The organism is Sphingobacterium griseoflavum (assembly GCF_014653155.1).
Lineage (GTDB): Bacteria > Bacteroidota > Bacteroidia > Sphingobacteriales > Sphingobacteriaceae > Sphingobacterium > Sphingobacterium griseoflavum.
Map to the genome: position 1 here is coordinate 186,946 of NZ_BNAF01000006.1, position 12,753 is coordinate 199,698.

The window sequence follows — 12,753 nt, forward strand, 5'->3', positions numbered from 1 at the left end:
CATGGACGAAAGAAGGAATCCCGAGCATTTTTTGGATCTTATCAAAAAGTCAAAGCGAGGAAAGTTCAAGCTTTATATCGGCATGAGTGCCGGGGTTGGTAAGACCTACCGCATGTTACAGGAGGCACATAGCCTTCTTCGCAATGGAATCGATATACGTATTGCCTACATCGAAACGCATAGGCGAAAAGATACACACGCTTTGCTGGACGGGCTTCCGAGCATACCCCGTCGCAAGCTTTTTTACAAAGGGAAGGAACTGGAGGAGCTTGATATGCAGGGCGTGATCCGGTTGCGTCCCGAAGTAGTTATCGTGGACGAGTTGGCGCACACCAATATTGAGGGCAGCAAGCATGAAAAGCGCTGGCAGGATGTCATGGAGATTTTGGATGCCGGTATCAATGTAATCAGTGCGGTCAACATCCAACATATCGAAAGTCTGAACGAGGAAGTTCGCGAAATTACCGGAGTCGTTGTTGCCGAACGCATTCCCGATAAGGTTGTCGATCAGGCCGATGAAGTGGTCAATATTGACCTTACGGCCGAAGAACTTATCGAAAGGCTCAAGCAGGGGAAAATCTATGAACAGTCCAAGATCGCCCAAGCGCTACAAAATTTCTTTAAGAATGAACATATCCTGCAGCTTCGGGAGCTTGCACTGAAGGAAGTAGCGTCGCAGGTACAGCGCAAAGTAGAGACAGAGGTCGTTCAACATCGATTCATGAAAAAGGAACGCTTCTTGGCTTGCATCAGTTCCAATGAAGTTACTGCAAAAACGGTTATCCGGAAAACGGCAAGACTCGCAGGTTATTATAATAGTAACTGGTATGTGCTTTATGTGCAGCAGCCGCAGGAAAGTGTCGATCGTATCGCACTAGATAAACAACGCCATTTAATAAATAATTTTAAACTGGCTACCGAACTGGGCGCAGAGATCATCAAGGTGGAGGGTAGAAAGGTGGCTCGAGAGATTATGCTGCAATGTGAGCTTAGGAAGATAACGACGGTATGTATTGGCAAACCCCACCTGAACCTGGCCAAGGTTATTATGGCTACCGATACCTTTCGGACGCTTCTGAACAAGCTGTCTAGTGACAATATAGATTTGGTAATTTTATCGTAATGAAAATAAAAACGAAGTTGACCATTGGCATCGGCATGCTGTTCTTGGTCATATTCATGCTGTCGGCACTGAGCGGCTGGTATTTTAACAGACTAAAGAAAGACACGGCTAACATTCTTGCCTCCAATTATAGTAGTCTAGAACATGTGCGCGGCATGCTTGGCGCTTTGGAAGATCTTTCGGAGGATCCGACGGCTTTTCCCCGGTTTGAGAAGTATTTGCAAAAGCAATTGTCCAATATCACTGAGGAAGGTGAACAGGAAACTACAGGTACGCTTGCACAACATTTTTTAGCGTTGCAGCAGGACAGTAGCAGCATAAAGGTAAAAACGGCTATACGCCGTGATCTAGGTGAGTTGTTGGATATTAACATGGAGTCTATAGGTCGTAAAGAAAAGATTGCCGAAAAGAATGCGAACACCGCAATCATTGTGATCTCTTTCGCAGGTACGCTGGGTTTTGTTGTAGCCTTTACATTGCTTATCAATTTGCCTCCCGCCATTGCTAATCCGATCAAAGAATTGACCGGCAGTATTCGAGAGATAGCCAACCAAAATTATCGCGAGCGTGTGCATTTTGAACGGCACGATGAGTTTGGAGAGCTTGCGCGTTCATTTAACAGCATGGCCGAAAAACTGGAGGAATATACAGAAAGCAAGTTGGATAAGCTTCTGCGCAGCAAAAAGCGTATCGAGGCTCTCATTGAGCAGATGCATGATCCTGTCTTTGGACTTGACGAGTGTGAGCAGGTTATTTTCGCCAACCATGAGGCATTAAAAATTTCAGGCCTGAAGATTGAAGAAATCTTAGGGAAGAAGGTGCAGGAGATCGCCATGGGCAATGATCTCGTTCGGAATGTTTTCCAAGACATCGTTGGAAAAGACAATGCGCAGCAGCTGGATCGTGCAGCAATGAAGATCTATGCGGATAATAAAGAAAGCTATTTTGAAAAGGAGATCATCGATATACATGTCGTACCCACCGGTGAACGAAACGCTCAGTCTATTGGGCATGTCGTGCTTCTGAAAAATATTACGCCCTTTAAGGAACTGGATTTGGCTAAGACCAATTTCATTGGAACGGTATCGCATGAGTTTAAGACACCGATCGCTTCCATTCAGATGGGTGTCACTTTGTTGGAGAATGAGCGTGTAGGTCCATTGAATCAGGAACAGCAGGATCTAGTAAACGGTATTCGCGAAGATACAGAACGTCTACTGGGTATCACCGGTGAGCTACTCCATATGGCGCAATTGGAAAGTGGATCGATCCAACTTAATCTGCACCCATCTGAAATTGTTCCGATCATAACATATGCGGTTAACGCAAATCGGTCGGCAGCTGTCCAGAAAAACATCGATCTGCTGGTCAATATCGAGCCGGGGCTAGACCAAGTATACGCAGATGATGAAAAGACAGCATGGGTGCTGACCAACTTTGTTTCTAATGCGATTCGCTATTCGTACGAAAATGCATCCGTAAACATAGAGGTTCGACGTGTAAACGAAAAGGTTATATTTTCGGTCATTGACCGAGGACAAGGTATTGAACCCAAATATCTGGACCGCGTATTCGAGCGATATTTCCGCATACCTGGAGCCAAAAAAGGGGGAACTGGCTTAGGACTGTCAATTAGCAAGGAATTTATAGAAGCGCAGGGAGGGATGATTGGCGTTAAGAGTGAATATGGTGCAGGGTGTGTCTTTTATTTTGCGTTGAAAGGCGTCGGTTAGTTAATTGATCTGATGAGGCACGATCGAGTAGCATCAAAGTAAAGATCGAGTTTTATTAAAAATAGAAAATTTGTTCGCATTTTTTAGACAATAATTCCTTTTCAATGATTACTTTTCACGACGTTTTCTAAGCTTGTTTTGGCATGTTGATGCACTTGCTCTTCTAGGAAACATTGGACGGGGCATAATTTTAATCGAATAAAAATAAAAGAATGAGCAAAATTCTTATTGTGGATGATGAGGATAAATTAAGGACGCTAGTGTCGCGAATTATTGCCGTGGAAGCCGATGGTTACGAGGTTTTTCAAGCTGGCTCTTTGGCGGAGGCTCGAAACAAAATCGCCCAGGTTGATGTTGACGTAATACTCTGCGATGTTAAATTGCCCGATGGTAATGGTGTCGACTTTATCGTGGAGATAAAAAAGAGCTTGCCATTGGCGGAGGTGATTCTTTTCACTGCGCATGGCAATATTCCGGATAGCGTTTCGGCGATAAAACATGGAGCTTTTGACTATCTTACCAAAGGGGATGACAACAATAAGATATTGCCCCTGATCGGTCGTGCAGCGGAAAAGGTCAAGTTGGCTAAACGCGTGGCTCACCTAGAGAATAGAGCTTTTAGAAAATATTCTTTTGATAACGTATTGGGCAGCTCGCCGGCAATAAAAAAAGCGATAGAACTAGCCGGCAAAGTGGCTCCTCTTGATACTTCGGTGCTGTTGTTAGGCGAAACAGGAACGGGAAAAGAGGTTTTCGCGAATGCCTTGCATTTCGCAAGTAAGCGTAGTGATGCGCAGTTTGTCGCCATTAACTGCTCGGCTTTTAGCAAGGAACTTTTGGAAAGTGAACTTTTTGGCTACCGTGCAGGATCCTTTACCGGAGCACAGGGGGATAAGAAAGGACTCATCGAGGAAGCACATAAAGGGACCTTGTTTCTTGATGAGATCGGTGAGATGGGGGGCGATTTACAGGCTAAGCTATTGCGGCTTTTAGAATCGGGTGAATATCTAAAGATCGGTGAGACAAAGCCTCGCAGAGTGGATATTCGCATTGTTGCTGCGACGAACAGGAATTTGGAACAGGAAATCCAGAAAGGTAGTTTTCGTATGGATCTTTTTTATCGATTATCGACCTTTCAACTTGTCTTGCCGCCATTACGCAATCGGGTGGAGGACATCGATGAGCTGGTGCGGTCTTTTGCAAGCGGATTCGCCGCGAAAATCGGCAAGAAAAGCCCCGCTATATCGGATGAATTCCTAAATTCCTTGAAAATGTATCAATGGAAAGGAAATATACGTGAATTGAAAAACGTAATCGAGCGCAGTCTGATCTTGGCAGATGATGATTTGTTGGATACGCGAGATCTTCCCATGGAAATCTTGGAAGAAGCGGGACAAATTGATGAAACATCTACCATGTTTGCACTTTCCACGGTCGAGAAGAAACATATAAAAAAGGTGCTTGGTCTTGTTTCCGGCAATAAAACCGAAGCAGCACGACTGTTGCAGATTGGTCTGTCCACGCTCTACCGTAAAATAGAGGAATATGGTTTGAATAAACTATAACCTGAAAAAAGAGAGAGACCATCTTGCATTGGGCCTATGAAATAATAAGGTTAGCTTTCGAGATTTTATTTGTTAATGGCGCCTATTTGCTTGACTTTCTCCTCAAAATTTTCGATCTCTGGCAGCACTTTGTTTTTCACTTTACTTTTGTAGTTGTAAATAGTTTGAATGGAATATTTCAAAAAAAGTGCTATCTGGTTTACGTCCGAAATTCCTAGCCGCATCAATGCAAAGATTCTTAACTCTGTGCTTAGCCGGTTTTTTTCTAGATGATATTGTTCACCGGGACGCAGTAAGGTATTAAATTCTTTTAGAAAATTGGGATACATCTGAAAGAATGATCGATCGAAGCTAGCATACAGTTCCTCTGCATCTCTTTGCTGCGCACGACTAGAGATGTTCATGCGTTGAAGGTCTTCAATCTGTCCAGCTTTGATTTTTCGTTGGACACTTTTTCTGAATTCATCAAGCTTATCTAGATAAATACCACATTGATTAATATAATGACCAAGATAATGCTCACGAATTAAGTTCGCTTCATCCAAATGAATATTGACAAGTGTAAGTTGTTCATTGGCTACTTTAAGATGTTGTCGAGCTTCAGAAACCTTTTTTATCTGTTTGTACAGAAAGTATAAGGTTAACATAAGCCCAAATACAAGGATACTCAAACCTATTGCAAATTGTCGTAAGTTTTCACTTTGTTGAGCAATCTTATGCAGGTACGTCGCTTGTATCAACGGCTGCGATCTAGCTATTACCGCATTTCTAAAGCGAGAATTGAAAAAGTTAGCATCCTCCAACGCTACATTGATATAGGTATAAGCGCGGTCAGTGTCACCGTGGTTTTTCAAGTATATTGCCAATTCCAGCAATGCTTCATTTTCTTTTACAGCTAATTTAACATCAGTAATTGCTGCCAATAATAGGTAATACTCTTTGAGGCGGTCGTTTCCAAGCTCCTCGTAAACGATAGAAAGGGCCATGGCCGACATGGCATAACCATGCGTGCCCGGCCGTTCATTCGCAAACAACTGCGATTGAATATCTGCGGCCTCTGCAAAGGAACCCTTTGCCAATAGCTGGAATGATTTTTCTTTTTTATACATATCCGATCCTTTACCAAGTAGATGGATCAGCGTATCTCGATACCGGTAATTCTCTTCCTTATAAAATGTAGTGTATTCATCATTTGCTGTGTATTTGATCAGGTTTTCATTATAGCGAATAATGCTCCAGCAATAAAATATTTTCAAATGCGTAGGCAAACTATTGTATGAAATAGAATCTAGCATATCCTGACTTTGTGTAAAAAGGCCGGACATTGCCAACACAAACACCGATTTCAATTTGCTTTCTAGCAATAAGTGATGATTGTTAACGGAGGCTGCTAGATCGATATTTCTCTGGATGTAAACCAATGCCGAGTCACATTTGAAAGACTGATATGCGGAGATGAGGTCATTTTGCAAACGTAAGCGTTCTGTGGCTGACATTGTTTTGGAAATGAGATTTTTCAAACTGTCGATTTGATCTTCCTTCTGCTTGGTGTATACGCTCCGATCTTTAATAGCTTGATCTAGAACATGAAGAAGCGAATCGATAGTCGGATCTTTCGCCGTACCTAAAATTGGCAAAGAGAATAGAAGAATAAGTGTATGGGTTAGCAGTCGCTTTTTCACGAAAAACAATCAAAAGGTTTACAATAGATCTGATTTGAAAGGTAGATAAAAAGCAGGAAATTTTCAATAACGCATCCATTTTATTGCTATTTTTTTGACGATCAAATCTCGGTTTTCTGGGTTTTAACCCCGAATGTACTGTTCAAATATGCTACAGAAAGTTTACCAAATCAACCATTTATAAAAATTGTAATATTTTGATAAATAGCATTTTGTGTGTTTTTTCTTTCTATAAAATTTTACTCTGGCTATTCCAACAGACAAATCCTTGCGCATCCTTCTTTACATTTGCCATACCAAGTTTCAGACAAAGGCCATAAGACCTTTTGCTTGTGCACCATATAAATCTATTTATTGTAATAACGTCCGTGGATATGTATCAATACATACTATTTTTTCTTGCTATGATGCTACCGATTATGCAAACCGCTGCGCAGACCGCTTATTTTATCGACGGCTACCACGGTGGTAAGTGGGGACATTATCCGAAAGATTATACCAGTTTTATAGTGGACCAATTGGATAAATATCCAAATTGGAGCATTAATTTAGAAATAGAACCAGAAACTTGGGATTGGGCTAGGGAAGTGGATGCGAGGGGTTATCAGCGATTTAAGGATATCATTTCCAATCAGTCCGAAAATAGTCGCGTAGAATTTGTGAATCCAACTTTCGGTCAGCCCTATCTTTATAACATATCTGGAGAGAGTATTATTCGGCAATTCGAATATGGCATAGCATTACTGAAGCAGCATTTTCCAAAAGTGAAATTAGACACCTACTCCTCCGAAGAGCCTTGCTTTACGAGCGCGTTGCCTGGCATCTTACGTTCTTTTGGCTTTCAATACGCGTCGTTAAAAACTCCCAATACCTGTTGGGGCGGATATGTTCGCGCGTATGGAGGCGAGTTGTTGGATTGGATAGGGCCAGATGAATCCGCTATTTTGACCGTGCCAAGGTATGGTATTGAAACGCTCAAAGAAAACTCTACTTGGGAGACTATTGGATACTTTAATAAAAATGATTTTATACACGCTGCTTTGAAGGACGGCATTCGTCATCCTTTGGGCATGTGCCTTCAGGACGCAGGATGGGAAAACGGGCCATGGCTAGGTAAGCATCTCGGCGAATACAAACCTACGGAGTACACGACGTGGGCCAATTATTTCAACACCGTACGGGCAGCGGGGAGCAACGCTACCGAGAAATGGCGATTTAGTCAGGAAGATTTGCAAGTGAGCTTGGTGTGGGGCGCACAGGTGCTGCAACGCATTGCACAGCAAGTACGCCAAACCGAAAAACGCATGGTTTATACGGAGAAATCCGCTGCATTTGACCATCTGAAAGGAATTGCAAGCTACCCGACAGCAGATTTTAAACGGGCATGGCGACCGCTCATGCTGGCACAGCATCATGATTGTTGGATAGTACCCTATAACCGGGTAGATAGCTTGTCATGGGCTGAAAAGGTAATGCAGTGGACCGAGGAAACCCACGCCATAGCAGATTCGATTGCGTCTTTGCCGAAAAATAACTACGACCCAAAATCAACATTAGTCGTACGGAATTTACAAGCTTATGATCGCACCGATATTGCACAAATTACATTCCCGAATACACAGATCATCGACACAAATCAAGTGGTCGTAGACCGAAAGGGCAAACCCGTTTTGACGCAATGGGAAGTGGGCCAACAGGCAACGAAATTGTTTTTTGAAGCGCGTGTCGCGGCACTTTCCGAAGCTGTTTTTCGCTTAAAACCTAGTCGAAAATCACAAAGAAAAGTCGCTCGAATTGAAAATATAGGTTCCAATATCCGCGTCGTGATGCCGCATCAAACATTTGTAATTGATGTGCAGCGAGGAGGTGTATTAAGTAGTTTCAAGAGTGATGGTGATGAGCTGATTCCCGAAAATACCGATGGAGGATGGAATGAATTAAAAGGCTTTTTTTATGATCAAGGAAAGTTTAGAGCAAATACGGAGAATAGCGCTCAGGTAGAGGTTATTGAGTTAGGTAGTTTACAAGGAAAAATCAGGATAACCGGCAAGTTGGATGATCATACAATCACGCAAGATATCCTGATTTCAAAAGATTTGCCAGGTTACAGAGCGAAATTGAAAATCGATTGGGTAGGGCAACCTTCAATTGGCAAATACGATAATACGGATATGAAGCTGGCTGATCGTGAAAAAGCTTTTTACAATGACAAATATAAACTTCAATTGCTTTTCCCCACTAATTTCAAGTGCCAAAGGATTGCGAAAGACGCACCTTTCGATGTTACTGAAAGTCGTTTAGATAATACCTTCTTCGATAGTTGGGATAGCATCAAAAATAATGTGATACTGAATTGGGTTGATTTGACCGATAGCGATTCCAAAAAGGGCCTAGCACTATTTACGGATCATACAACGAGCTATGCGCATGGCAGCGATCATCCGCTTGGCTTAACGGTGCAATATGTCGGAAAGGGCTTGTGGGGAATGGATTACAAAGTAGATGGCTCAACGACCATGGAATATCAGGTATTTCCGCATGACGGAAATTGGTTTGATGGAAAGGTATGGGCCGAAAACGACCGACGTGAAAATCCTTTACAAGTGACACTCGGGAACGCATCCCTTGACAAACATTCCAAGACAGCAATGTTAGCATCACTCATTCAATTTGAACAACCGGGCTATGTGTTGAGTGCACTGCGCATCGATAATGATGATTTGATTATGCGCGTCTACAATTCATCTGGTACTGACTCGCCTTTGACAGCTCGCCTGGGGTTTGATATGGAAAGCGTAGTTTTAGAGGAACTTGATCACCGCTTTATTAAACCTGTAAGCATTGATTTCAAGCGATCTAGCGTATCGCTCCATATTCCAAAGTTCGGATTTCAAAATATAAGAATTACACTTAAATAAGACCATCTATGAGACCATTAATTTTCATTGCTTTCCTCATTTTTTGTGCTCAAAATAATTTTGCGCAGCAAGCAATCAAACCTTTTAAAAAAGGAGACCGTATTGTATTTGCAGGAAATAGCATTACGGAGGCAGGCTTATACCACAATGATTTGTGGTTGTATTATATCACAAGATTTCCGAATCAAGAGATCACCGTATGCAATGGCGGCATTGGTGGTGATGTCGCAAAAAACATCAATGATCGTCTTGAAGTGGATCTTCTCGGCAAAAAGCCTAATGTCTTGGTTGTCACATTTGGTATGAATGATAGTAAATACTACGAATATGGTGATCGGACGAAAACAGCTGAAACACGCAAAATCGCGGTAGACACCTCACTTGCTTATTTTCAGAAGATCGAAGCGACATTAAAGCAGCATCCCGGTATGCGTAAGATCATCATGAGTTCTTCATTGTATGATGAGACCGTCGAAAATAAGGACAATTATTTCCCCGGTAAAGCTGCAACAATGGAGGCCATAGCAGCATTTCAGCAAGAAACAGCTGAGCGTAATACTTGGGATTTTGTTGATCTGATGGGACAAATGACTGCTATAACCTTACAAGAGCAAGCCAAAAACCCGGCATTTACACTGACGGGCCCGGATCGGATTCACCCAGGAAGCGCTGGTCATTTTGTAATGGCTTATTTATTCCTCAAAGCGCAGGGTATGTCCGGAAAACCAGTATCCGTTGTGCATATCGACGCGCAAAAGTCAAAGGATATAGAAACGCTAAATGCCCGTGTTTCTTCTTTAAAGACTTCTTCAAACGCGGTATCCTACGACTACCTAGCTGCTGCATTACCATTCCCAATCGATACCGTTCCCAGAGTTTGGCAAAACTGGCAAACGCAAGCGGAGGCGCTTCAAGTTATACCGTTTATGGAAGAGATGAATCAAGAGCGTTTAAAAGTCACAGGCTTAGCTGCTTCTACTGATTATGAACTACGGTTGGACAACAATCTGATCGGAAGATTTTCTTCTGCGCAGCTTTCCGAAGGTCTTAATTTGGCGAGTTTGACAAATACTCCACAATACAAGCAAGCCGAGAAGCTGATGCACATCTTGGGAGAATACCGCGATCTAGAGCGTAAGTTCCGAAATTACACCTGGGTAAACTACAATTTCCTCAAAGAAAAAGGCCTGTTGCTGGATGATTCGCAAGCAGCCCTAGATACCGTGATGGCTAATCAAGATAATGTTTGGTTAAAGTCTAAAACAGAGGACTATGAGGCGGTACGAAATCCAGTATCCAAAAAGCTTTTGGACAAAAAAATGGCTGCAATCCGGAAGCAGCTTTACACGTTAAACCGTCCGAAAAAAATGCGTGTTACGCTTACAGCTGTTCAATAAAATCGTTTAAAAGGATCCATGAAATTCCTCACATATATTTTATTAGTTGGCATACTATTGATCGGAAAATCTTGCAAGCAAGATTCGCTGGTAGATCATGTAAATCCTTTCATTGGAAGCAGCACGAGTGTTGGCGTCGCCGGAATTTATCACGGTTTGGGAAAGACTATTCCAGGAGCGACTACGCCTTTCGGTATGGTGCAGCTTAGCCCAAATACGGTTACTGGCGGTGACAATGGTTCGGGTTACAGTTACGAACACCAAACCATAGAAGGTTTTGCGATGACGCAAATGAGTGGTGTAGGTTGGTTTGGAGATTTGGGTAATTTTCTTGTTATGCCAACTACAGGCCCACTACAGCCGCAGGCAGGCAAGGAAAATGCTCGCGCTGGATATCGTAGTCGTTACGATAAGCAATCTGAAAAAGCTTCAGTAGGCTGGTATGAGGTGCACCTGACAGACTACAATATCGGTGTAGAGTTGACGGCAGCACCGCACAGTGGCATGATGCGATTTACTTTTCCACAACACCAAGAATCGCGTATTCAGATCGACCTAGCACGGCGCGTGGGCGGTACATCTACCGAACAAAAGATTGAAGTGCTTGATGCGCATCATATTTCTGGCTGGATGAAATGTACGCCCGAAGGTGGCGGATGGGGTGATGGGGAGGGAAAGTCTGACTACACGGTGTATTTCTACGCAGAATTTAGTAAACCACTCAAAGATTTTGGCATTTGGGAAGCCCAGATACCGGATACTGCAAAACGGAATCGCGAAAATGTTCAGGCTGCTTATTACCAAGATTGGGTTGCTCGTGCCAAGGTACAGTCGGGACGTAAGCAGGCACAGGGCAAACATATAGGCTTTTACACCAATTTTGATACGCGGGCCGGCGAGCAAGTGATGATGAAAGTAGGCATATCTTTCGTAGACGAAAAGGGTGCCCTACACAACCTTAAATCAGAAATAGCAGATTGGGACATGGAGGCGGTGCATCAACGAGCACGAGGACTGTGGGCGACGGCGTTGGATAAAATGAAAGTCAGTGGTGGAACAAGAGAGGATAAAACCATCTTTTATACGGCGTTGTATCGAACTATGATGGATCCTAGAACGTTGCAAGACGTGGATGGACGATATCCTACCGGAAATGGCCAAGTTGATACGGCATACGGAATGCATACGCGCCGTACTATTTTCAGTGGATGGGATGTATTTCGTAGTCAGTTTCCTTTGCAAACCATTATCAATCCGCGGGTAGTCAATGATGTTTTGCGATCGCTTATTGATCTAGCTAACGAAAAGCAATTAAACTATTTTGAACGCTGGGAGATGATGAATGCCTATTCGGGTTGTATGATCGGAAACCCAGCTGTAAATGTCTTGGCAGAAGCGTACGCCAAAAATATCCGAGATTTTGATGTAAATAAGGCATATCTGTTGGCTTTAGGTTCCGTCAATACGTTTGGTAATGGCGATCAGCTTTTCACCCCAGGGAAGTTGGGCATTTCACTGACCTTGGAATATGCATATAGCGATTGGTGTTTGGCCATGCTCGAAAAACAACTAGGTAAGGCTCGCGCTGCTGCGAAAAGTCTGCGTAGGGCTCAGGCATACAAAACTATTTTTGATTCGGAGAAGAAATGGTTTCGTCCCAAAGATGAAAATGGCGCATTTCTGCCATGGCCCGCTAATGGTCGAGAAGAACATTGGTATGGTACGATAGAAAGCAATCCGTACCAGCAAGGTTGGTTTGTGCCACACGATGTGAATGGGCTAGCGGCGCTATTAGGCGGTAAGGATAGGATGATTAATGATTTAAACGATTTTTTCGAACAAACACCCGTTAATTTTAGCTGGAACGATTATTATAATCACGCCAATGAGCCTGTACATCATGTGCCGTTCTTGTTCAACAAATTGGGCAGACCATCGCTAACCCAAAAGTGGAGCCAATTAATTTGCCGACGGGCCTATAGAAATGAAGTGGAAGAAGGCTTAGTAGGGAATGAAGATGTTGGCCAGATGTCGGCATGGTACGTGCTGGCAGCTAGCGGCTTGCATCCGATAGCACCAGCGGATGGTACCTACGAAATAACGAGTCCTATATTCGAAAAGATCCAAATACAAGTCGGTACGTTGGATGGGGCAAAGCGCGAATTTCGAATCATTGCAAAGAGGCATGACGCAGATAATATATACATCAGCGCTGCTCGTTTAAACGGTAAGCCACTTCATCAGATGACAATTACGCACGCAGATCTATTGGCTGGTGGCGAATTGATATTGGAGATGTCAGACAAGCCCAAGGATATTTATGAATAGTATACCC

7 protein-coding genes are annotated in these 12,753 nt (G+C 43.1%); 6 read left to right on the forward strand and 1 reads right to left on the reverse strand.

The features are described from left to right. Position 1: 1 nt before the first annotated feature. The 3 genes from IE165_RS09585 to IE165_RS09595 all read left to right on the forward strand — a co-directional run bounded on the left by IE165_RS09585 (position 2) and on the right by IE165_RS09595 (position 4,421). Positions 2-1,123 carry a sensor protein KdpD gene (locus tag IE165_RS09585; RefSeq protein ID WP_189626391.1) on the forward strand — a complete coding sequence of 374 codons (1,122 nt, stop codon included), beginning with the start codon at positions 2-4 and terminating at the stop codon, positions 1,121-1,123. Then, positions 1,123-2,856, forward strand: coding sequence for an ATP-binding protein (locus IE165_RS09590; RefSeq protein WP_189626392.1), 1,734 nt, complete (start codon positions 1,123-1,125; stop codon positions 2,854-2,856). The genes IE165_RS09585 and IE165_RS09590 overlap by 1 nt, the downstream gene beginning before the upstream one ends. A gap of 212 nt (positions 2,857-3,068) precedes the next feature. Next, positions 3,069-4,421 carry a sigma-54-dependent transcriptional regulator gene (locus tag IE165_RS09595; RefSeq protein WP_189626393.1) on the forward strand — a complete coding sequence of 451 codons (1,353 nt, stop codon included), beginning with the start codon at positions 3,069-3,071 and terminating at the stop codon, positions 4,419-4,421. A gap of 65 nt (positions 4,422-4,486) precedes the next feature. Here the strand turns inward: IE165_RS09595 and susR are convergent, their stop codons facing one another. Further along, the gene (susR, locus tag IE165_RS09600; protein WP_229826487.1) at positions 4,487-6,103 is read right to left on the reverse strand and encodes a SusR family glycan utilization regulator; all 1,617 of its coding nucleotides are present in this window, start codon (positions 6,101-6,103) and stop codon (positions 4,487-4,489) included. A 374-nt stretch (positions 6,104-6,477) separates the two neighbouring features. On the opposite strand from susR, the gene IE165_RS09605 reads away from it, so the two are divergent. From IE165_RS09605 to IE165_RS09615, 3 genes are read left to right on the forward strand one after another with little or no spacing between them, the layout of a single operon-like run. Continuing rightward, the gene (locus tag IE165_RS09605; protein WP_189626394.1) at positions 6,478-9,021 is read left to right on the forward strand and encodes a glycoside hydrolase family 38 C-terminal domain-containing protein; all 2,544 of its coding nucleotides are present in this window, start codon (positions 6,478-6,480) and stop codon (positions 9,019-9,021) included. An 8-nt stretch (positions 9,022-9,029) separates the two neighbouring features. Next, positions 9,030-10,418: an SGNH/GDSL hydrolase family protein gene (locus IE165_RS09610; protein ID WP_189626395.1), complete on the forward strand. Its 1,389-nt coding sequence runs from the start codon at positions 9,030-9,032 to the stop codon at positions 10,416-10,418. Positions 10,419-10,436: 18 nt separating this feature from the next. Further along, entirely contained in the window at positions 10,437-12,746 is a 2,310-nt protein-coding gene (locus tag IE165_RS09615) for a GH92 family glycosyl hydrolase (RefSeq protein ID WP_189626396.1), read from the forward strand. Positions 12,747-12,753 lie beyond the last annotated feature (7 nt).

Coding starts and splice junctions, on each gene's coding strand:
- IE165_RS09590 (WP_189626392.1), top strand. CDS start 1,123: ATGAAAATAAAAACGAAGTTGACCATTGGCATCGGCATGCTGTTCTTG.
- IE165_RS09615 (WP_189626396.1), top strand. CDS start 10,437: ATGAAATTCCTCACATATATTTTATTAGTTGGCATACTATTGATCGGA.
- IE165_RS09585 (WP_189626391.1), top strand. CDS start 2: ATGGACGAAAGAAGGAATCCCGAGCATTTTTTGGATCTTATCAAAAAG.
- IE165_RS09595 (WP_189626393.1), top strand. CDS start 3,069: ATGAGCAAAATTCTTATTGTGGATGATGAGGATAAATTAAGGACGCTA.
- IE165_RS09610 (WP_189626395.1), top strand. CDS start 9,030: ATGAGACCATTAATTTTCATTGCTTTCCTCATTTTTTGTGCTCAAAAT.
- IE165_RS09605 (WP_189626394.1), top strand. CDS start 6,478: ATGTATCAATACATACTATTTTTTCTTGCTATGATGCTACCGATTATG.